The 21,663-nt window shown below is 69.2% G+C and carries 18 protein-coding genes; 12 read left to right on the top strand and 6 right to left on the bottom strand.

Features of this window, described 5'->3' with window-relative positions:
* Positions 1-2 precede the first annotated feature (2 nt).
* The 5 genes from AC3WPZ_RS01475 to AC3WPZ_RS01495 all read left to right on the top strand — a co-directional run bounded on the left by AC3WPZ_RS01475 (position 3) and on the right by AC3WPZ_RS01495 (position 5,408).
* Positions 3-350: an FKBP-type peptidyl-prolyl cis-trans isomerase gene (locus AC3WPZ_RS01475; protein WP_066271574.1), complete on the top strand. Its 348-nt coding sequence runs from the start codon at positions 3-5 to the stop codon at positions 348-350.
* A gap of 61 nt (positions 351-411) precedes the next feature.
* The gene (locus AC3WPZ_RS01480; protein WP_444686886.1) at positions 412-1,824 is read left to right on the top strand and encodes a sodium:proton antiporter; all 1,413 of its coding nucleotides are present in this window, start codon (positions 412-414) and stop codon (positions 1,822-1,824) included.
* 22 nt (positions 1,825-1,846) lie between these two features.
* The gene (locus AC3WPZ_RS01485) at positions 1,847-2,836 is read left to right on the top strand and encodes a 2-hydroxyacid dehydrogenase (protein ID WP_382156802.1); all 990 of its coding nucleotides are present in this window, start codon (positions 1,847-1,849) and stop codon (positions 2,834-2,836) included.
* Positions 2,837-2,844: 8 nt separating this feature from the next.
* Positions 2,845-4,233, top strand: a complete 1,389-nt coding sequence (locus tag AC3WPZ_RS01490; protein ID WP_382156804.1) for a DNA recombination protein RmuC — start codon at positions 2,845-2,847, stop codon at positions 4,231-4,233.
* A 62-nt stretch (positions 4,234-4,295) separates the two neighbouring features.
* Positions 4,296-5,408: an MFS transporter gene (locus tag AC3WPZ_RS01495; RefSeq protein WP_444687491.1), complete on the top strand. Its 1,113-nt coding sequence runs from the start codon at positions 4,296-4,298 to the stop codon at positions 5,406-5,408.
* Here AC3WPZ_RS01495 and AC3WPZ_RS01500 read toward each other — a convergent pair.
* A complete protein-coding gene (locus AC3WPZ_RS01500) occupies positions 5,405-6,085 on the bottom strand; it encodes a TetR family transcriptional regulator (protein WP_382156806.1) in 681 nt (226 codons plus the stop codon). The two genes, AC3WPZ_RS01495 and AC3WPZ_RS01500, sit on opposite strands and share 4 nt — an antisense overlap.
* 182 nt (positions 6,086-6,267) lie before the next feature.
* Between AC3WPZ_RS01500 and AC3WPZ_RS01505 the strand changes: the two genes are divergently transcribed.
* The 3 genes from AC3WPZ_RS01505 (at position 6,268) to AC3WPZ_RS01515 (ending at position 12,226) form a co-directional block, all read left to right on the top strand.
* The gene (locus AC3WPZ_RS01505) at positions 6,268-7,506 is read left to right on the top strand and encodes an efflux RND transporter periplasmic adaptor subunit (RefSeq protein WP_444687490.1); all 1,239 of its coding nucleotides are present in this window, start codon (positions 6,268-6,270) and stop codon (positions 7,504-7,506) included.
* 12 nt (positions 7,507-7,518) lie between these two features.
* Positions 7,519-10,683: an efflux RND transporter permease subunit gene (locus AC3WPZ_RS01510; protein ID WP_444686885.1), complete on the top strand. Its 3,165-nt coding sequence runs from the start codon at positions 7,519-7,521 to the stop codon at positions 10,681-10,683.
* 145 nt (positions 10,684-10,828) lie between these two features.
* Positions 10,829-12,226 carry an efflux transporter outer membrane subunit gene (locus AC3WPZ_RS01515; RefSeq protein WP_444687489.1) on the top strand — a complete coding sequence of 466 codons (1,398 nt, stop codon included), beginning with the start codon at positions 10,829-10,831 and terminating at the stop codon, positions 12,224-12,226.
* A 106-nt stretch (positions 12,227-12,332) separates the two neighbouring features.
* Here the strand turns inward: AC3WPZ_RS01515 and AC3WPZ_RS01520 are convergent, their stop codons facing one another.
* The 4 genes from AC3WPZ_RS01520 to earP form a co-directional block, all read right to left on the bottom strand.
* Positions 12,333-13,202: an LOG family protein gene (locus AC3WPZ_RS01520; protein ID WP_382320554.1), complete on the bottom strand. Its 870-nt coding sequence runs from the start codon at positions 13,200-13,202 to the stop codon at positions 12,333-12,335.
* 42 nt (positions 13,203-13,244) lie between these two features.
* On the bottom strand, positions 13,245-14,123 hold the full coding sequence (locus AC3WPZ_RS01525) for an AEC family transporter (protein ID WP_382156813.1): 879 nt from the start codon (positions 14,121-14,123) through the stop codon (positions 13,245-13,247).
* 88 nt (positions 14,124-14,211) lie between these two features.
* Positions 14,212-14,766, bottom strand: coding sequence for an elongation factor P (gene efp / locus AC3WPZ_RS01530; protein ID WP_291116210.1), 555 nt, complete (start codon positions 14,764-14,766; stop codon positions 14,212-14,214).
* A 74-nt stretch (positions 14,767-14,840) separates the two neighbouring features.
* Complete coding sequence (gene earP / locus AC3WPZ_RS01535; RefSeq protein WP_444686884.1) at positions 14,841-15,926, bottom strand: elongation factor P maturation arginine rhamnosyltransferase EarP; 1,086 nt, start codon at positions 15,924-15,926, stop codon at positions 14,841-14,843.
* A gap of 103 nt (positions 15,927-16,029) precedes the next feature.
* Here earP and AC3WPZ_RS01540 point away from each other — a divergent pair, with 103 nt between their 5' ends.
* Genes AC3WPZ_RS01540 through AC3WPZ_RS01555 form a run of 4 tightly spaced genes read left to right on the top strand, consistent with a single transcriptional unit; the run spans position 16,030 to position 20,684 of the window.
* Complete coding sequence (locus AC3WPZ_RS01540) at positions 16,030-17,070, top strand: dienelactone hydrolase family protein (RefSeq protein ID WP_382320546.1); 1,041 nt, start codon at positions 16,030-16,032, stop codon at positions 17,068-17,070.
* 48 nt (positions 17,071-17,118) lie between these two features.
* A complete protein-coding gene (gene uvrC / locus AC3WPZ_RS01545; protein ID WP_444686883.1) occupies positions 17,119-19,164 on the top strand; it encodes an excinuclease ABC subunit UvrC in 2,046 nt (681 codons plus the stop codon).
* 47 nt (positions 19,165-19,211) lie between these two features.
* The gene (gene pgsA, locus AC3WPZ_RS01550; protein WP_444686882.1) at positions 19,212-19,781 is read left to right on the top strand and encodes a CDP-diacylglycerol--glycerol-3-phosphate 3-phosphatidyltransferase; all 570 of its coding nucleotides are present in this window, start codon (positions 19,212-19,214) and stop codon (positions 19,779-19,781) included.
* Between the two features lie 9 nt (positions 19,782-19,790).
* Positions 19,791-20,684, top strand: a complete 894-nt coding sequence (locus AC3WPZ_RS01555) for a DMT family transporter (RefSeq protein ID WP_444686881.1) — start codon at positions 19,791-19,793, stop codon at positions 20,682-20,684.
* Here the strand turns inward: AC3WPZ_RS01555 and AC3WPZ_RS01560 are convergent.
* Positions 20,638-21,612, bottom strand: a complete 975-nt coding sequence (locus AC3WPZ_RS01560) for a LysR family transcriptional regulator (protein WP_444686880.1) — start codon at positions 21,610-21,612, stop codon at positions 20,638-20,640. The genes AC3WPZ_RS01555 and AC3WPZ_RS01560 overlap by 47 nt on opposite strands.
* Positions 21,613-21,663 lie beyond the last annotated feature (51 nt).

Raw genomic sequence — 21,663 nt, forward strand, 5'->3', positions numbered from 1 at the left:
ACATGATCACCACCCCCAGCGGCCTGCAGTACGAAGACACCGTGGTCGGCAACGGCGAAGTGGCCCAGGCCGGCCGTCCCGTGCAAGTGCACTACACCGGCTGGCTCTACAACGATGGCGTGCAGGGCTCCAAGTTCGATTCGAGCAAGGACCGCGGCCAGCCGTTCGAATTCCCGCTCGGCGCCGGCCACGTCATCAAGGGCTGGGACGAGGGCGTGCAGGGCATGGCCGTGGGCGGCACGCGCCGCTTGGTCATTCCGGCCGCGCTCGGCTACGGCGCGCGCGGTGCCGGCGGCGTGATCCCGCCCAACGCCACGCTGCTGTTCGAAGTGGACCTGCTGGCCGTCTGACGGCATGCCGGCGCTCTGATGGGCGCCCTACCGCGCCCAGCGAAGGCGCTTCGGAGACAACATGACATCACCCACCCTGCGCCGGTTGTGCCTGGCGGCCACCCTGCTGCCCGGCCTGGCCCGGGCAGCAGATCTCGACGGCAGCCAGCTGTCCGTGTGGTGGGGCGTGCCGTTCGCGGGCGTCCTGCTCTCCATTGCCCTGATGCCCCTGCTGGCACCGGCTTTCTGGCACCACCACTTCGGCAAGGTGTCGGCCGCCTGGGCGCTGGCCTTTCTCGTGCCGTTCGCGATCGTGGCGGGTCCGGGCCTGGCAGGGACCAGCGTCGTGCACGCGCTGCTGGCCGAGTACATCCCGTTCATCGTGCTGCTGACCGCGCTGTTCACGGTGGCCGGCGGCATTTTCGTGCGGGGCAACCTGCATGGCAGCCCGGGCCTGAACACCGGCCTGCTGGCCATCGGCGCGGTGCTCGCCAGCTTCATGGGCACCACCGGCGCGTCGATGCTGCTGATCCGCCCGCTGATCCGCGCCAACGACAACCGCAAGCACCAGGTGCACGTGGTGGTGTTCTTCATCTTCATCGTCTCCAATGCGGGCGGCTCGCTCACGCCGCTGGGCGACCCGCCCCTGTTCCTGGGCTTCCTCAAGGGCATCGATTTCTTCTGGACCATGGCTCACCTGTGGATGGAAACCGTGGCGCTCATCGGCGCGCTGCTGGTGATCTTCTACGCCATCGACTGGTGGTACTACCACCGCCGCGAAGAGCTCCAGCCGCAGGACCCCACGCCCGACACCGCGCGCCTGGGTTTCGACGGCGGCTTCAACTTCGCGCTGCTGGGTGTGGTCGTGGCGCTCGTGCTCATGAGCGGCCTGTGGAAGTCGCCCGTGGTGTTCCACATCGCGGGCACCGATGTCGGCCTGCCGGGCCTGTTGCGCGACATCGGGCTGATCGTGGTCACGCTCATCTCGCTCAAGCTGACACCGTCCAGCGTGCACGAGAGCAACCAGTTCGCCTGGGGGCCGATGCAGGAGGTGGCCAAACTGTTCGCCGCGATCTTCCTCACCATCATCCCGGTGATCGCCATGCTCAAGGCCGGTGTCGACGGCCCGTTCGGCGCGGTGGTCAGGGCCGTGACGAATGCGGACGGCTCGCCCAACCCGGCCATGTACTTCTGGGCCACCGGCGCCCTGAGTTCCTTCCTCGACAACGCACCCACCTACCTGGTGTTCTTCAACACGGCCGGCGGCGATCCGCAGGCGCTGATGACCGCCATGGCGCCCACGCTGGTGGCCATCTCCGCCGGTGCCGTGTTCATGGGCGCCAACACCTACATCGGCAACGCGCCCAACCTGATGGTCAAGGCGATCGCCGAAGACCGCGGCATCCGCATGCCCAGCTTTTTCGGTTACATGCTCTGGTCGGTCGGCATCCTGGTGCCGCTGTTCGCGCTGATGACCTGGATCTGGTTTGTCTGACCCCTTGAAGGAACCTCCCGCCATGACCTCCCGCCCCGCCATCTTCGTTGCCCGCCAAGTCTTCCCCGAGGTGGTGGACAAGCTGCGGCAGCACTTCGATGTGGACACCAATGAGGACGACGCACCGCTGGCGCCGGCCCAGCTGATCGAGCGCCTGCAGGGCAAGGTGGGCGTGATCACCACCGGCAGCGAGCGCGTGGACGCGGCCCTGATCGCGGCCTGCCCGCAACTCAGGATCGTGGCCAACATCGCCGTGGGCTACAACAACTTCGACCTGCCGGCCATCACCGCCGCGGGCGTGCTGGCGAGCAACACGCCCGACGTGCTGACCGAAACCACCGCCGACTTCGGCTTCGCGCTGCTGCTGGCCACGGCCCGCCGCCTCACCGAGAGCGAGCATTTCCTGCGCGCCGGCCAGTGGAACCGCTGGGCGCTGGACATGTTCGCCGGCGCCGAAGTGCATGGCAGCACGCTGGGCATCCTCGGCATGGGCCGCATCGGCCAGGCCATCGCGCGGCGCGGCGCGCACGGCTTCGGCATGAAGGTGATCTACCACAACCGTTCGCGGCTCGACGCGGCGACGGAAGCCGAATGCAAGGCCAGCTACGTGAGCAAGGAGGAGCTGCTCAAGACGGCCGACCACCTCATCCTCGTGCTGCCCTATAGCGCCTCGTCGCACCACGCCATCGGCGCGGCCGAGATCGCGCAGATGAAGCCCACGGCGACGCTGGTCAACATCGCGCGCGGCGGCATCGTGGACGACGCAGCGCTGGCCGTGGCGCTGCGCGAGAAGCGCATCGCCGCCGCCGGGCTGGATGTGTACGAGGGCGAGCCCAAGGTGCACCCCGACCTGCTCACCGTGCCCAACATCGTGCTCACGCCGCACATCGCCAGCGCCACCATCACCACCCGCAAGGCGATGGCCCACCTGGCGGCCGACAACGTCATCGCCTACCTCACGCAGGGCAAGACCCTCACGCCGCTCAACCCGGAAGTGGCGGGCCAGCGTTGAACGACACGATGAGCAACGACCTGCTTCTCTGGCTGCTGCTGATCGGGGTGGCGCTCAACCTCGCGCTCGGCCTGTGGCTGCTGCTGCGCCGTGCGCCGGTGGATGCCCAGGAGCTCGCGCACCGCGAGCGCCTGCTCGACCAGGTGCAGCAGCAAGGGCAGCAGGTGGGCCAGCGCGTGGAGCGGGTGGAAAGCGAACTGCGGCGCGAGATCAGCGAGCAGTCGCGTGGCGGGCGCCAGGAAATGCAGCAGACCCTGGCCACCTTCCAGGAAACGCTGTCGCGCCAGGAGGCCGAGGCCACGCGCACGCAGAACGCCCAGCTCGACGCCTTCGCCCTGCAACTCGTGCAGTTGCGTGGCACGCTGGGCGACACGCTCACGCGCCAGCTGCAGGACATGAGCGAAGGCAACGCGCGGCGCCTGGCCGAGATCCGCACGACGCTGGACGCGCAGCTCGCGCAACTGCAGCAGAACAACGCCGCCAAGCTCGATGAGATGCGCGCCACGGTCGATGAGAAACTGCAGAGCACGCTGCAGGCGCGCCTGGGCGAGAGCTTCAAGCAGGTGGCCGACCGCCTGGAGCAGGTGCACAAGGGCCTGGGCGAAATGCAGACGCTGGCGCAGGGCGTGGGCGACCTCAAGCACCTGCTGACCAACGTGAAGACGCGCGGCATGTTCGGCGAAGCCCAGCTGGCCGCGTTGCTCGAACAGGTGTTCGCGCCCGACCAGTACGCCGTGCAGGTGATGACCAAGCCGGGCAGCCGCTTCACGGTGGACTTCGCGATCAAGATGCCCGGCCGCAGCGAAGATGGCGCGCCTTGCTGGCTGCCCATCGACGCCAAATTCCCCAACGAGGACTACGAGCGCCTGCTCGATGCGCAGCAGCGCGCCGACGTCGAAGGCGCCGACCTGGCCGCGCGTGGGCTGGAGCAGCGCATCCGGCTCGAAGCGAAGTCCATGGCCGACAAGTACCTGCAGCCGCCGCACACGACCGACTTCGCCATTCTGTTCCTGCCCACCGAAGGCCTGTACGCCGAGGTGTTGCGCCGACCGGGGCTGATGGAAGTGCTGCAGCGCGAGCACCGCGTGACCCTGGCCGGGCCCACCACGCTCATGGCCATGCTCAACTCGCTGCAGATGGGCTTTCGCACGTTGGCGCTGGAAAAGCGCTCCAGCGAAGTCTGGCAGGTGCTGGGCGCGGTCAAGACCGAGTTCGGCAAGTTCGGCGACGTGCTCGCGCGCGTGAAGAGCCAGACGCAGACCGTGCTCAACACGCTGGACAGTGCCGAGACGCGCAGCCGCGCCATGGGCCGCGCGCTCAAGGCGGTGGAAGCCCTGCCGCAGGACCAGGCCAGCGCGCTGTTGCCGCTGGACCCCACCGACAACGGAGACGCTTGAACCCCCAGCTCCGATCCGTCCTCTGGCGCCTCATCGCGGCGCAGATCTGCCTGCATGCCTGCATGACAGGGTTTCGCATGGCCGCGCCGCTCATGGCGTTGCGCGAGGGCTACAGCCCGGCCGCGGTGGGCATGCTGCTGGCCCTGTTCGCGCTGGCGCCCGTCTTCATGGCCTTGCCCGCCGGCCGCTACGCCGACCGGCGTGGCCTGCGCAAACCGGTGATGCTTTCGGTGGGCGTGGCCTCGGCCGGTGCGGCGCTGGCGGTGGCCTTTCCGGTGTTCCCGGTGCTGTGCCTGACCGCGCTGACCTGCGGCGCGGCCACGGGCATGGCCATGATCGCGCTGCAGCGCCACGTGGGCCGCCTCGCGCACGGGCCGACCGAGCTCAAGCAGGTGTTCAGCTGGATGGCCATCGGCCCCTCGATCTCCAATTTCCTCGGGCCCTTCGCCGCGGGCGTGATGATCGACAGCTTCGGTTTTCGCGCCGCCTTCCTGCTGCTCGCGTTGCTGCCCTCGCTGGCCTGGTATGGCGTGCGGCACACCGTCGAGCACGAGCCGGTGGCGCCCGAGCTGCGCCAGGCCAGCGGCTCGTCGTGGAACCTGTTGAAGGACAAGGGCTTTCGCCAGCTGATGATGATCAACTGGATGCTGTCGTCCTGCTGGGACGTGCACACCTTTCTGGTGCCGGTGCTGGGCCACGAGCGCGGCCTGAGCGCGACCGTGATCGGCACCATCCTCGGCGCCTTCGCCCTGGCCGCCACCGCGATCCGCCTGCTCCTGCCCTGGCTGGCCTCGCACCTGCGCGAGTCGGTGGTGATCGGCACGGCCATGCTGGCCACCGCGCTGCTGTTCGCGGCCTATCCCATGGTGCACGCGGCCTGGGCCATGGGCACGCTATCGGTGCTGCTGGGTTTCGCGCTCGGGTCGGTGCAACCCATGATCATGAGTTCGCTGCACCAGATGACGCCGCACCACCGCCACGGCGAGGCGCTGGGCCTGCGCGCCATGGCCATCAATGGGTCCAGCGTGGTGATGCCGCTGATGTTCGGCTCGGCCGGCGCCCTGATCGGGGTGGGCGCGGTATTCTGGCTCGTGGGCGCGGTGGTCGGCCTGGGTTCGCCGCTGGCCTGGCGCCTGCCGGCGCCTTCGGCCGAGGCGCCTCAGCGCATGCCTTAGGCGGGTGCGAGCTTGCGCGGAGCGGCCGCGCGTTGCGGGGCCCGCGCGGCGGGTTGGGTGAAGCCCAGCCCGGCGAGGTACACGTCCATCGTGTCGCGCCCGCTCTTCACGAGATCGAAAGCCTCGGGGTCGAGCAGCCAGTTCTGGATCAACCCGTCGATGATCACGTGCAGGCCGAGCGCGGCGGTGCCCAGCGGGATGTGCAGCTGGATGCCTTCGCGCTGCACCGCCTGCTGCAGGATCTCTTCGGTCATGGCCATGCATTCGTTGCGCACCTGCAGATGGCGGTCGCGCACCGCCTGCATCTCGGCCACGTACTCCACCTTGTGCGTGGCGACCTCGAACACCCGGCGGGTCTGTTCGTCGTTGGCGGTCTGCTGGAGCGCGTTCATGATCGAGTCGCGCAGGGAGAGCAGGGGGTTGGCGGTGGTGTCCGCCGTGCGCGCGGTGCAGGCCAGCGTGCCCTCCAGGGGCATGGTCACGCGCTCCATCATGGCGTTGAACAGGTCGGCCTTGTCCTTGAAGTGCCAGTAGATCGCGCCGCGCGTGGTGCCGGCGGCGGTGGCAATGTCGTTGAGCGAGGTGCGGGAGACGCCTCGCTCCTGAAACAAATGCTCGGCAGCATCCAGCAGGCTGTGGCGGGTGGCCAGCGCATCGGCTTTGGTGCGTCGAACCATGGTGTGTGTGTCTCCAGAATGGAAGCCCGTGGGGATGGTTAGGACTATACATACATTCTTGTATGTATGTATACTTCGCCGTTTTGCGACAGCACAACCCGTCAGGGTATTCCCTGCCGTTGCGCGCCATCCCTCTTTCATACCCAAGGACTCCCATGCCCGCCTTGAGCCTTATCAAGTCAGTGCCCGTTTCGCGCACCCGGTTCGCCCCCTTGCCCCCGGCCCCGTTGTGGCGTGGCTTGTCCGTCCTCGCGTTGGCCGCGGTGCTGGCCGCCTGCGGCGAATCCGCTCCCCCGCAGGCTGCCGCCCCGGGTGGTGGCATGCCGGCCCCCGAAGTGGGCGTGGTCACGGTCGCCCCCGGCGACGTGGGCCTGACGACCGAACTGCCAGGCCGCCTGGAAGCGTCGCGCGTGGCGCAGGTGCGGGCCCGCGCGGCCGGCATCCTGCAGGAGCGCCTGTTCCGCGAGGGCAGCGACGTGAAGGCAGGCCAGCCCCTGTTCCGCATCGATCCCGCGCCGTACTCGGCCGCCCTGCAAAGCGCCCAGGCCAGCCTGGCGCGCTCGCAGGCCAACCTCACGCAGGCCACGGCGCTGGCCGAGCGCTACGCTCCGCTGGTGAAGGAAAACGCCATCAGCCAGCAGGAATACGCCTCGGCCGTCGCGTCCCAGAAGCAGGCCGAGGCCGACGTCGCGGCCGGCAAGGCGGCCGTGCAGACCGCCAACATCAACCTGGGCTATGCCCGTGTGACGGCGCCCATTTCGGGCCGCATCGGCCGCGCGCTGGTGACCGAAGGTGCGCTGGTCGGGCAGGGCGAGGCCACGCAGCTGGCGGTGATCCAGCAGATCAACCCCATGTACGTGAACTTCACGCAGTCCGCCGCCGAGGTCTTCAAACTGCGCAAGGCCATGGACAACGGCCAGCTCAAGGGCGCGGGCTCGCAAGCCGCTGCCGTGCAGGTGGTACTGGAAGACGGCACCGTGTACGAACAACCCGGCCGCCTGCTGTTCGCCGACCTGACGGTGGACAGCGCCACCGGCCAGGTGACGCTGCGCGCCGAAGTGCCCAACCCCAAGGGCACGCTGCTGCCGGGCCTGTACGTGCGCGTGCGCCTGGAGCAGGCCAAGGCCGGCAATGCGATCACGCTGCCGCAACAGGCGGTGACGCGCTCGGCTCAAGGCGACACCGTCTCGGTGGTTGGCGCCGACGGCAAGATCGCTCCTCGCCAGGTCAAGGTGGGCGGGCAGCAGAACGGCCAGTGGGTCATCCTCGACGGCGTGAAGGCCGGCGAGCAGATCATGGTCGACGGCTTCCAGAAGCTCCAGATGATGCCGCCTGGCACGCCCGTGAAGGCCGTGCCCTGGCAGGCGCCCGGCAGTGCACCGGCCGCCCCGGCGGCCCCGGCGCCCGAGGCCGCGAAGTAAGGAGCGCCCGACATGGCGAAATTCTTCATTGACCGACCCATCTTCGCGTGGGTGATCGCGCTCTTCATCATGGTGATCGGCGGCGTGTCGATCACGCAGCTGCCGATCGCGCAGTACCCGCCGGTGGCCCCGCCGGCCATCGTCATCAACACCGCCTACCCCGGTGCCTCGGCCGCCACGCTGGAAGACAGCGTGCTGTCGGTGATCGAGCGCGAGATGAACGGCGCGCCCGGCCTGATCTACATGGAATCGGTCGCGCAGGCCGATGGCAGCGGCAGCATCACGCTGAGCTTCGAGACCGGCACCGACCCGGAACTGGCGCAGGTGGACGTGCAGAACCGCTTGTCCCGGGCCACGCCGCGCCTGCCGGCGGCGGTGACGCAGCAGGGTGTGCGGGTGGACAAGTCCAACAGCAACTTCCTGCTGTTCGCCATGCTCTCGAGCGACGATCCGGCGCTGGACCCCGTGGCGCTGGGCGACTATGCCGCGCGCAGCGTGGTGCCCGAGCTGCAGCGCCTGCCCGGTGTGGGCCAGGCCCAGCTGTTCGGTTCCGAGCGCGCCATGCGCATCTGGATCGACCCGGCCAAGCTGCTCGGCTTCAATCTGAGCGCGTCCGACGTCAACAACGCCATCCGCGCGCAGAACGCGCAGGTCTCGGCTGGTGAGATCGGTGCGCTGCCCAACGTGGCCGGCCAGAGCATCGCGGCCACCGTGGTGGTCAACGGCCAGCTTGGCAGCGTCGAGCAGTTCGGCAACATCGTGCTGCGCGCCAGCGCCGACGGCGCCACCGTGCGCCTCAAGGACGTGGCCCGCATCGAACTCGGCGGCCAGGCCTACGCCACGTCGGCGCGCCTGAGCGGCAAGCCCGCGGTCGGTGTCGGTGTGCAGCTCTCGCCCAGCGGCAACGCCCTGGCCACGGCCGAGGCGGTGCGCACCAAGATGCACGAACTCGAGCGCTTCTTCCCCACCGGCATGAAATGGTCGATCCCCTACGACAGCTCGCGCTTCGTGAAGATCTCCATCACGCAGGTGGCCCAGACCCTGGGCGAAGCCATGCTGCTGGTGTTCCTGGTGATGTTCCTGTTCCTGCAGAACATCCGCTACACCATCATCCCGACCATCGTCGTGCCGGTGGCCCTGCTGGGCACGTTCGGCGCCTTGCTGGCCATGGGCTTCTCCATCAACGTGCTGACCATGTTCGGCATGGTGCTGGTGATCGGCATCGTGGTGGACGACGCCATCGTGGTGGTGGAGAACGTCGAGCGCATCATGAGCGAGGAGGGGCTGCCGCCCCTGCAGGCAACCCGCAAGGCGATGTCGCAGATCTCCGGCGCCATCGTCGGTGTGACCGTGGTGCTGATCTCGGTGTTCGTGCCGCTGGCGTTCTTCGCTGGCTCGGTGGGCAACATCTACCGCCAGTTCTCGGCGGTGATGGGCGTGTCGATCGCGTTCTCGGCCTTCCTGGCCCTGTCGCTCACGCCCGCGCTGTGCGCGACCCTGCTCAAGCCGGTCGAGGCCGGCCACCACCACGAGAAGACGGGCTTCTTCGGCTGGTTCAACCGCGGCTTCTCTCGCACCGCCAAACGCTACGAACGTGGCGTGGCCGCGCTGCTGCCGCGCGCCGGTCGCACGCTGATCATCTACGTGGCCATCATCGCCGCCGCCGCCGTGGTCTACATGCGCCTGCCGACGTCGTTCCTGCCCAATGAAGACCAGGGCACGCTGCTGGTGAACGTGCAGCTGCCGCCGGGCGCCACGCAGGAGCGCACGCTGGATGTGATGAAGCAGGTGGAAGGTTTCATCCTGCAGCAGCCCGAGGTGGAAAGCATGGTCGGCGTGCTGGGCTTCAGCTTCTCCGGTCAGGGGCAGAACGCGGCGCTGGCCTTCGTGACGCTCAAGGACTGGGCCGAGCGCACCGCGCCCGGCAGTTCGGCCGAGGCGGTGGCCGGGCGGGCCTTCGGCGCGCTCTCGAGCATCCGCGACGCGTTCATCTACCCGCTGAGCCCGCCACCCATTCCCGAACTGGGGGCCTCGTCCGGCTTCAGCTTCCGTCTGCAGGACCGGGGCGGTCTGGGCCGCGACGCGCTGATGAGCGCGCGCAACCAGCTGCTGGGCATGGCCTCGCAGAGCAAGGTGATCACCCAGGTGCGCCCGGACGGCCTGGAAGACGCGCCGCAGCTGCAGATCGACATCGACCGCGACAAGGCCAACGCCCTGGGCGTGGGCTTCGACGTGATCAATGCCGCCATCGGCACCTCGCTCGGTTCGAGCTACGTCAACGACTTCCCCAACGCCGGCCGCCTGCAGCGCGTGGTGGTGCAGGCCGACGCGCCCGCCCGCATGCAACCGGAAGACCTGCTGCGCCTGAACGTGGTGAACAACAAGGGCCAGGCGGTGCCGCTGTCGGCCTTCGCCACCACGAAATGGATCACCGGCCCGATGCAGACGGTGCGCTACAACGGCTACCCATCCGTGCGCATCAGCGGCAGCGCCGCCCCCGGCATGAGCACGGGTGCGGCCATCGCCGAGATGGAGAAGCTCGCGGCCCAGTTGCCGCAAGGCATCGGCTACGAGTGGACCGGCCAGACGCGCGAGGAAAAGCTCGCCGGCTCGCAGGCGGTCATCCTGTACGCCTTCGCCATCCTGGCCGTGTTCCTCTGCCTGGCCGCGCTGTACGAGAGCTGGACCATTCCGCTGTCGGTGATTCTGGTGGTGCCGCTGGGCGTGCTCGGGGTGCTGCTGGCGACGTTGATGCGCGACTACTCGAACGACGTGTACTTTCAGGTGGGGCTGATCACCATCATCGGCCTCTCGGCGAAGAACGCGATTCTGATCATCGAGTTCGCCAAGGACCTGCAGGCGCAGGGCAAGAGCGTGATCGCGGCGGCGCTGGAAGCGGCCCACATCCGGTTCCGCCCCATCATCATGACCTCGATGGCCTTCACGCTCGGTGTGCTGCCGCTGGCGATCGCCTCGGGCGCCGGCTCGGCCAGCCAGCGCGCCATCGGCACCGGCGTGATCGGCGGCATGATCACCGGCACCGTGCTGGCGGTGATCTTCGTGCCGATCTTCTTTGTGGTGGTTCGCACCCTGTTCAAGGGCAGCGAACGCCAGCACCAGCGGGATGCCGAACAAGCGGCCGCCCACCATGGCCCAGGAGTGCAAATCGATGTTTAAGAATGCCCACCCCCGCGCCGCCTTCGGCGGCACCCCCTTCAGGGGGCGCACCGTGCGGCCTGGCGAAGCCAGTTCCGCCGATGCCCTGGATGTTTCGCCTCGGCGCTTGTCGCGCCTCGGCTTGACGCTGCTGGCCGTTGCCGCGATGTCGGCTTGTTCGTTCATTCCGAAGTACGAGCGGCCTGAGGCGCCGGTGGCCTCGCAGTTTCCTGGCCCGCAGCCCGCGGCGGCGACCGATGCCAAGTCGGGCGCTGACGTCGCCTGGCGCGAGTTCATCGGTGACGCCAAGCTGCGCGAGCTGATCGCGCTGGCGCTGAAGAACAACCGCGACCTGCGCGTGGCCACGCTCAACATCGAGCAGGTGCGCGCGCAGTACCAGATCCGCCGCGCCGACCAGTTCCCGACCATCGGCCTGGCCGCCACCGGCAACCGCCAGCCCGACGGCAATGGTGGCATCACCAGCGTCTACAGCGTGGGCCTGGCCCTGAGCAGCTGGGAGATCGATTTCTTCGGCCGCCTTGGTGCGTTGAAGGAAGCGGCCCTGGCCCAGTACCTCGCGAGCCAGGAAGCGCGCCACGCCGCGCAGACCAGCCTGGTGGCGGCTGTCGCCAGCACCTGGCTGAGCCTGCAGGCCAACGACGAGCTGCTGGTGCTGACCGAGCGCACCGTGGCCACGCGCGAGGACTCGTTGCGCCTGAGCAAGCTGCGCTTCGACAACGGCGCCACCTCCGCGCTGGACCTGCGCCAGGCCGAGTCGCTGACCGCCGCGGCCCAGTCCGCGCTGGCGCAGCAGCGCCGCCTGCGCGCGCTGGACATCAACGCCCTCACGCTGCTGGTCGGCCAGGCGCCGCCGGCCGAGCTGCTGCCCGTGCCGCCGACCGTGCCCGCGCAGAGCGCCAATGCCAACGAGGTGGTCGTGCCGACCGCGCCCGTGCCTGCCGCGTCCATGCTGCGCGACGTGCCGGCCGGCCTGCCGTCGGACCTGCTCACGCGCCGCCCGGACATCCGCCAGGCCGAGCAGCAGCTGATCGCCGCCAACGCCAACATCGGTGCCGCGCGCGCCGCGTTCTTCCCGCGCATCTCGCTCACCGCGACGGCGGGCACGGCCAGCAGCAGCCTCTCGGGCCTGTTCAAGGACGGCTCCTGGGGCTTCACGATGGCGCCGCAGGCCTTGCTGCCGATCTTCGATGCGGGGCGCAACCGCGCCAATCTGGACTCGTCCAACGCCGGGCGCGACATCGCGGTGGCCCAGTACGAAAAGGCGATCCAGACCGCGTTCCGCGAAGTGGCCGATGCGCTGGCCGGCAGTGCGACGCTGGGCGACCAGCTCAGCGCGCAGCAGGTGCAGGCCACGGCCGAAGCCGAACGTTTCCGCCTGGCCGAGCTGCGCTACCGCAATGGCGTGGCGAGCTTCCTGGACGTGCTGGACGCACAGCGCTCGCTGTTCGCCACCCAGCAGGCGCTGGCGCAGACGCGCCTGGCACAACAGCAGAACCAGGTGAGCCTGTACAAGGCCCTGGGCGGAGGCTGGGGGCCGGAGTAACCCCCTGCGCCGCTGACGCGGCTTCCCCCTGAAAGGGGACAACGCCTGAGGCCCGGCGAAGCCGGTTCCTCGGCGTTTCTGGCAGACGCGCCTCGCGCGCCGTGAGTCAGGCTTTCAAGTCGTAGAAGCGCAGGATGTGCTCCCACGCCGTCTGCGGATCGTCCACGTACTTGAACAGGTTCAGGTCCTCGGGCGAGATCGTGCCTTCCTCGACCAGCACGTCGAGGTTGATCAGCCGCTTCCAGTAGTCCGATCCGAACAGCAGGATCGGCACCGGCTTGGACTTCTTGCATTGCACCAGCGTGATCACCTCGAACAGCTCGTCGAGCGTGCCGAAGCCGCCAGGGAAGGCCAGCAGGGCCTTGGCGCGCATCATGAAGTGCATCTTGCGCAGCGCGAAGTAATGGAACTTGAAGCTCAGCTCGGGTGAGACATACGGGTTGGCGGCCTGTTCGTGCGGCAGCGCGATGTTCAGGCCCACGGTGGGCGCGCCTTCATCGTGCGCGCCGCGGTTGGCCGCTTCCATGATGCCGGGGCCACCACCGGTGCAGATGAAGAGCTGCTCGGCCTTCGCGCATCTCGAGCTGTAGCGGGCCACGATGCGCGCGAACTCGCGCGCCTTGTCGTAGTAGTGCGCGTTGCGCACCATGGCCTGGGCGCGCGCGATCTCGCGCGCGTCGCCGCTGCGCTCGGCGCGCACCAGTTGCTCCTGCGCCTCGCTGGCTTCGCGAAAGCGCGCGCTGCCATACACGACGATGGTGTTCTCGATGCCCGCTTCGCGCTGGGCGAGGTCGGGCTTGAGCATCTCGAGTTGCAGGCGGATGCCGCGCGTCTCGCGCCGCAGCAGGAATTCGGGGTCGGCGAACGCCAGGCGGTAGGCGTCGGCCTGCAGGGGCAGTCCTTCGTTGGCGTGGGTCTGGAGTTCGGCCCAGGCATCGGCCAGGCGGCGTTCATTGAGGTCTTGGGGGGCTGCCATGGTGGGATTCCTTCGTTTGTCGTGTGATTCGGATGATGCCGCTCACAGGGCGAGCGCCAGGGCCAGCGGCACGAAGACCACGGCCAGCGCGTTGCCCAGCATGATCATGGCACCGACCTTGTCGGGCTCCTGGTGGTAACGGTCGGCCAGCATGAACTGCATCACGGCGGGAGGCAAGGCGGCGAACAGCAGCAGCTGGCCACGCGCCGCACCTTCCAGGTCGAGCGCCCAGGCCAGCGGCAGGGCGATGGCCAGGCCGATGAGCGGGCGGGCCAGCGCGCCGAGCAGGCCGATCGCCAGGCCCTCGCGGGTCAGCGCGGTCAGGCGCACGCCCAGGGAGAACAGCATCATGGGCAGCAGCGCGTCGCCCAGCAGCTTCAGGCCGGAGAGCACCACGTCGGGCGGGCGCACATCGGTCAGGGCGCTCGCGAAGCCGAGCGCCGTGCCGATCATCAGCGGGCTGGTGAGCAGGTCGCGCGTGCGCGCCATGCGGCTGGTGATGCGCGCGCCGAGCGAGAAGTGCAGCAGGTTGCTGACCGAGAACAGCGCCACGGCCGCGCCGAAGTGGGCCGGGCCGAAGGCCAGCAGCGCCAGGGGCAGGCCCATGTTGCCGCAGTTGTTGAACATCACCACCGGCACCAGGGTGCGCGGCTGCGCGCCCGAGGCCCGAGACAGGGCCCAGGCCAGCAGGCCGCCGCCCAGGATGATCACCGCGCCCCCCACCAGCAGGACCAGGTGCTCGGCGATGACGAAGTCGCGCGACGCGAGCGCCGAGTACACCAGCATGGGCGCGAGCACGTCGAGCGCGATGCGGTTGAAGGTGCCCATGTCGGGCGCCTGCCGGCGCGCGTAAGCGAAGCCGATCGCCACGATCAGGAACACCGGGATGATGACGTCGGCGATGCGGGCGATCAGGTCCATGCGGAGGGAGGGGGCAGCGTGCGGAGGCCGGAAAGTGAAAAGGCTCCCGCAGGAGCCTCTTCGAGGGTGGGTCGTGGGCGTGTAACGCTCAGACGCGCTTGCGGTATTCGCCGGTGCGCGTGTCGATTTCGATGCGGTCGCCCTGGGCCACGAACAGCGGCACGGAGATTTCGAAACCGGTGGCGATCTTGGCCGGCTTGAGCACCTTGCCCGAGGTGTCGCCCTTGACGGCCGGCTCGGTCCAGGTGATTTCGCGCTCGACGCTGGTGGGCAGTTCGACCGAGATGGCCTTGCCGTCGTAGAACACCACTTCGACGGTCATGCCGTCTTCGAGGTAGTTCAGGGCGTCGCCCATGTTCTCGGCTTCCACTTCGTACTGGTTGTACTCGGCGTCCATGCAGACGTACATCGGGTCGGCGAAGTAGGAGTAGGTGCACTCCTTCTTGTCCAGGATGATCTGGTCCATCTTGTCGTCGGCCTTGCAGACGACTTCGGTGGCCATGTTGTTCAACAGGGCCTTGAGCTTCAGACGCACGGTGGCGGCGCCACGGCCGCCGCGGCTGTATTCCGTCTTGAGGACGATCATCGGGTCCTTGCCGTGCATGATGACGTTGCCGGCGCGGAGTTCTTGAGCGATTTTCATAGGGATTCCAACGGTTGGGCGCGGAATGGTGCGTGGGATCGAATCCGGCCCGGTTTTCCGCAAAGCCTCGAATTTTATCGCTTTTCCAGTGCGAAACGGACCAGCTGGCTGCACAGGTCGGCCTGGGCCAGCAGGCGTTCGCGCGCCGCCCGGGCGCAGCCGTGCCAGTCGGCCAGGGTGCCGGCATCCGGCCAGACGGCCGCCTGCGGGCCGATGCCGTTCCACGCCAGGTGGAAGGCGCGCAGCGAGGGCGGTGCCTGCAGCCAGTCCAGAAACGCCTCCAGCTTGGCGTGGTGCGCGCCGTCGTGCTGGGGGTAGATGTGCCAGACACAGGGGCGGCCGGCCCAGAGGGCGCGGGCCAGCGAATCCTCGCCACGCACGAAGTTGAGGTCGCAAGCCCAGAGCAGGTGGTCGAAATCGCGCTGGCTCAGCAGGGGCAGGGCGTGCAGCCGGCAGCCCGGGCCGGGCGGGGGTGTTTGCTGCACGGCCTGCCAGGCCCGCCCTGGGGTGACCAGCCAGTCGCTGGGCGCCGCGTCCTGCCCCGCCTGCCGCAGCACGTCGGGCAGGGCGGCGGGTTCGTAACAGAACAGGCTGATCCGGCGGGCCGCGGGGCGCACCGGCAGCCGCAGATCGGCCAGCCACGCCTCGGCGTCGAACGCGGCCTGGCGCGCCAGCAGATCGGGTTCGCGCAGCAGGCCGCCCGTGCGCGCGGTGAAGCCCGGATAGAAGAACCATTTGCCGAGCCCGCGCGCCGGCCCGCTCATGACCGGCGAGGGCAGGCGGTGCGAACGCTCCACATAGGACTCGGCGCTGAGGTATTCCAGGTTGATCCACACCGGCGCGCGCGCGCCACCGGCCACGCGGGCGGCCAGGGCCTCGATGCACTCGGCCGGCGGTTCGCAGCCGAAGGCCTCGATCCACACGTCGGCCGGCGGCTGCGGGTCGGCCTGGCCGGCGGGCAGCGGCGAGGTCCAGGTCCGCAGCTCGATGTTCGGCACGCTGCCTTGCTGCGCGCCGGGCGCCATCCAGGTCAGGGCCTGCGGGTCGTCCAGCCACAGGCGCACCTGTTCGCCCCGGCGGGCCAGCTCGGCCGAGAGCCGCCAGCAGACGCCCACGTCGCCGAAGTTGTCGATCACCCTGCAGAAAATGTCCCAGCGCATGGGCGCCATTGTCGGGGCTTGGCGGCGCCCGCTGGCCGGGCTACAGTTTGCGGGCGCTGCAGGCCGGGCCCGCTGGGTCGCTGAAGGCGCGGAGACCCGCACCATGGCCTTGCGACGCTTCACCCCCTGGCTGGCCGCACTGCCCCTGGTGCTCCTGTCTCCCCTGCTGGCCGCGCAGGACCTCATCGCCGACATGAGCGCCGGCCCTCCCACCGGCCGCTATGCCTTCGCCAGCAGCACCCCGCGCAGCCTGCCGGACCTGCTCAAGGGGCCGGGGCAGGGCGAGCCGGCGCAGCCGGTGGGGCACTGGTTCCTGCCCGCCGGCACGGAACGCGGGCCCGCCGTGATCCTGATCCACGGCTCGGGCGGCCTCTACGACGCCATGCTCGACTTCTGGCCCAGGCAGTTCAACGCCGCGGGCATCGCCGTGCTGGCGGTGGATTCCTTCGGGCCTCGGGGCGTCAAGAGCACGGCGGAGGACCAGTCGCAAGTGCCCTTCGCCGCCGACACCGCCGACGCCTTCGCCGCGCTCAAACTCGTGGCCAGCCACCCGCGCGTGGACCCGGCGCGCATCGCCATCATGGGGTTCTCACGCGGGGGCATCACCACCTGGCGCACGGCGGTCGAGCGCATCGCGGCGGCGCAGAAGCTGCCCGACAACCTGCGTTTCGCCGCCCACGTGCCGATGTATTCGGGCGGCTGCGTGGGCGCGTTCCGCCTGATGGTCAAGCCCGGCGTGTTCACCACCAAGGCGCCCATGCTGTGGGTGCACGGCGATGCGGACGACTACACGACCATCGGCGCCTGCCGCGACTACGCGGATCGCATCGGCAAGGCCGGCACGCCGGTGGAGTTCGTCACCCTCGAAGGCGCGATGCACAAGTTCGACCAGGACGACACGCGCCGCCTCAACGTGCGCGGCGCGCAGCGCACGCTGGAAACCTGCCCGCTGGAGCTCGACATCGACACGCTGGCCACCTACGACCGCAACACCGGCCAGCGCGTGAGCGGCGAGGCCTTGCAGGCGCTCACGCGGCAGTCGTGCAGCGCCATTGGCGCCCACGTGCAGGGCGACCGCGCCGCGCGCGACAAGGCCGCGCAGGCCATCCTGGCCTTCTTCCGCAAGACGCTCGGCTCGCGCTGAGGCCCGCACGCCGGCGGGGCTGGCGGGGACGGGCCACAATACGCGCCCATGTCCGACACGCATTCCGAACAACTGCTCAGCGAGGTGGCCGCACTGCCGGGCCTGCCCGGCGTGTACCGCTACTTCGACGCCCAGGGGCAGCTGCTCTACGTGGGCAAGGCGCGCAACCTCAAGAAGCGCGTGTCGAGCTATTTCCAGAAGAACCACGACGGCACGCGCATCGGCCACATGGTCGGCAAGATCGTGCGCATGGAGACCACCGTGGTGCGCTCCGAGGCCGAGGCGCTGCTGCTGGAAAACAACCTCATCAAGACGTTGAACCCCAAGTTCAACATCCTGTTCCGCGACGACAAGAGCTACCCCTACCTCAAGATCACCGGCACGCGCGAGGTGTTCAAGCCCTCGGCCCGCCTGCCCTCGCCCTCGCTCGCGTTTCCGCGCATGGCGTACTACCGGGGCGTGGTCGACCGCCGCCACAGCTACTACGGCCCATACCCCAGCGCCTGGGCGGTGAAGGAATCCATCACCCTGCTGCAGAAGGTGTTCCGCCTGCGCACCTGCGAGGACACGGTGTTCGCCAACCGCACGCGGCCCTGCCTGCTGTACCAGATCAAGCGCTGCAGCGGCCCCTGCGTGGACCTGATCGACCACGAGGCCTATGCGCAGGACGTGCGCGACGCCGAGCGCTTCCTGCGCGGCGAGACCCAGGCCGTGCTCGACACGCTGGAGCAGCGCATGCTCGCGCACGCCGAGAAGCTGGAGTTCGAACAGGCCGCCGAGATCCGCAACCAGATGAGCGCGCTCTCGCGCGTGCTGCACCAGCAGGCCATGGACACCGTGTCGGACAAGGACGTGGACGTGCTCGCGGTGAAGGTGCACGGCGGGCGGGCCTGCGTGAACCTCGCGATGATCCGCGGCGGCCGCCACCTGGGCGACCGGCCGTACTTCCCTGCCCACGTGGACGACGCCACCGCCATCGACAACGCGCTGGCCGAGGAGGGCGGTGAAGCCCCCAAGCCGGCGGACCCCGCCGAACGCGTGGCCGTGCAGGTGCTGGAGGCCTTCATCGCCCAGCACTACCTGGGCGTGGCCATGCCGCACACGCTGGTGACCAGCCACGCGGTGGGCAAGCCGCTGCTGGACGCGCTGACCGAGCAGATCGGCGCCAAGGTGAACGCGGTGCACCACCCGCGCGAGCACCGCCGCATCTGGCTGGAGATGGCGCAGAAGAACGCCGACATCGCGCTCGCGCGCCTGCTGGCCGAAGAAGGCAGCCAGCAGGCCCGCACGCGCGCGCTGGCCGATGCGCTGAACCTGCCCGACGACCAGCTCGACACGCTGCGCATCGAATGCTTCGACATCTCGCACACCGCGGGTGAATCCACCCAGGCGTCCTGCGTGGTGTTCGAAGGCCACAAGATGCAGAACAGCCAGTACCGCCGCTACAAGATCGAGGGCATCACCCCGGGCGACGACTACGCCGCCATGCGCCAGGTGCTGCTGCGCCGCTACGGCCGCATCGCCGAGGCCCTGCGGGCGGAAGAGGGCGCGCCCGCCCTCCCGCCCACCGAGGTCGCGGTGGCCGCCGACGCGCCGGACGAGGCGCTGGCCACCGAGCCCACGGTCGAGTCCGTGGCCGGCCCGCGCATGCCCGACCTGGTGCTGGTCGACGGCGGCAAGGGCCAGGTCAGCATGGCGCGCGAGGTCTTCGAGCAGCTCGGCCTGGACCTGTCGCTCATCGTCGGCGTGGAAAAGGGCGAGGGCCGCAAGGTCGGCCTGGAGGAACTGGTGTTCGCCGACGGCCGCGAGAAGGTCTACCTCGGCCACGACTCCGCCGCGCTCATGCTGGTGGCGCAGATCCGCGACGAGGCCCACCGCTTCGCCATCACCGGCATGCGCGCGCAGCGCGCCAAGGTGCGCACCGGCGGCAGCAGGCTGGAGGACATTCCCGGCGTCGGCCCCAAGAAGCGCGCGCGCCTGCTGCAGCGCTTCGGCGGGGTGCGCGGCGTGGCCTCGGCCAGCGTGGAAGACCTGAGCACGGTGGAAGGCATCTCCCCCGAGCTGGCGGACGCGATCTACCGCGCCTTGCACTGAAGAGCCCGCCTGCTGCGGTTTCCGGGTTGCCAACGCATAATCGGCCCATGTTCTTCAACCTCCCCACCCTGCTCACCTGGGCCCGCATCGTCGCCATCCCGCTGATCGTGGGGGTGTTCTATCTGGAGAACCTCAGCCCGGCCCAGCAGAACCTGATCGCCACGGTGCTGTTCATCGTGTTCGCGCTGACCGACTGGGCCGACGGTTACCTGGCCCGCAAACTCAACCAGACCTCGGCCTTCGGCGCCTTCCTCGACCCGGTGGCCGACAAGTTCCTGGTGTGCGCCAGCCTGCTGGTGCTGGTGCACCTGGACCGCGCCGACGTGTTCGTGGCCCTCATCATCATCGGCCGCGAGATCGCCATTTCGTCGCTGCGCGAGTGGATGGCCATCATCGGCGCGACCAAGAGCGTGGCCGTGCACATGATCGGCAAGGTCAAGACCACCGTGCAGATGGTGGCGATTCCCTTCCTGCTGTTCCACGGCACGCTGTTCGGCATGATCGACACGCAGCTGTGGGGCACCTGGCTGATCTGGATATCCGCCGTGCTGACCATCTGGTCCATGGTGTATTACCTGCAGAAGGCCATCCCCGAGATCCGCGCCAAGTCGCGCTGAGGCGCTGCCATGAATTCTCCGGCGCAAGACAACGCATGGCTGCGCGCCATGCCCTGGGTGTTCGTGCTGATCTGGAGCACGGGCTTCATCGTGGCGCGCTACGGCATGCCGCACGCGCCGCCGATGAAGTTCCTCGCCGTGCGCTACGCGCTGTCCATCGCGTGTTTCCTGCCCTGGATCTTCCTGGCCGGTGTGAAGTGGCCGAGCAACCGCACCCAGTGGTTTCACCTCGCGGTCACCGGCGTGCTCATGCACGCGGGTTACCTCGGCGGCGTGTGGGCGGCGGTGAAGGCCGGCATGGGCTCGGGCCTGTCCTCGCTCATCGTCGGCCTGCAGCCGGTGCTCACCGCCATCTGGCTCTCGGGCACCGGCTCCAAGGTGTCCAAACGCCAGTGGCTGGGCCTGGTGCTGGGCTTCGCCGGCCTGGTGCTGGTGGTCTCGCGCAAGTTCGGCTCGGGCGGGCCGGGCGATCAGGCCAACTGGCTCAACCTCTCTTTTGCCGTGATGGCCCTGATCGCCATCACCGTGGGCACGCTGTACCAGAAGCGCTTCGTGGCCGCCTGCGACGTGCGCACCGCCAACGCGGTGCAACTGCTCGCGGCGCTGCTGGTGACCCTGCCGCTCACGCTGCTGGAAGCCGAGCTGATGGACTGGAACGGCGAACTCATCGGCGCCATGGCCTGGTCGGTGCTGGGCCTCACGCTGGGCGGCAGTTCGCTGCTCTACCTGCTGATCCAGCGCGGCGCGGCCGCCTCGGTCACCAGCCTGATGTACCTGGTGCCACCGTGCACCGCGCTCATCGCCTGGCTGCTGTTCGCCGAACCCATCACGGCCGTCACCCTGGCCGGCACCGCGCTCACCGCTTTTGGCGTGGCGCTGGTGGTGCGCTCTTCGTCGCGCTGACGCGTTTTTTCCAGGGCTCCTTGCGGAAGCTCTCCACCAGAAAGTCCACCAGCAGGCGGATGCGGCGCGGCGTCTGCGGCCGGTACGGCGCCAGCCAGTGGATGTCGGCGTCGGGCATGGCGTAACTGGGCAGCACGCGCACCAGCTCACCGCTGGCGATCTGCGGCGCGATGTCCCACAGGCTGCGCAACATGAGGCCGTGGCCCGCCAGGCACCAGTCGCGCACCAGCTCACCCGAGTTGCTCGACAGCGGGCCGCTCACCGGCACGTGCTGCACCTGCGCGTCCGACGCGCGCTGCAGGCGCCAGTGGTCGAAGCGCTGGCCCGGTCCGCCGCCGTTCTCGCGCACCACCAGGCAGGCGTGTTGTTGCAGTTCTTGCAGGCTGCGAGGCGCACCGTGGCGCTCGAGGTAGGCGGGCGAGGCCACCAGCACGCGCTGGTTGGCCGCCAGGCGGCGCGACACCCACTCGGCCGCGCGCTCGGTGGGGGCGTTCCACAGCCAGATGGCGCCGTCGAAGCCTTCCACCGCGAGATCGGGCAACTGCTCGGTCAGCTGCAACTGCACCTGAATGCCGGCGTGGCGCGCCTGGAACTCGGCCAGCGCGGGCCCGAGCCAGAGCCGGCCGAAGCCGAAGGTGGCCGCGAGCCGGATCGGGCCGGCGGGCTCGGCCTGGCGCTCGCGCAACTCGGCCTCCACCTCGTCGAAGGCGCGCAGCAGCTGCACCGCGCGCTCGCACAGCGTGTCGCCCTCGGCCGTGGGGCTCACGCGCCGCGTGGTGCGCTGGAACAGCCGCAGGCCCAGGCGGGCTTCGAGCGCGGCCAGGCGCTTGGTGACCACCGAGGGCGCCACGCGCAGCGCGCGCGCGGCCATCACCAGGCTGCCATGCTGGCGGACGGCGAGCACGAGTTCCAGATCGGGGCGGTCCAATTGTTTCCTTTTGGGAATGAATCAATTGCCGGATTATTGCCGCAATGCGGG

The organism is Hydrogenophaga sp. FW305-3-2-15-A-LB1, assembly GCF_058787875.1.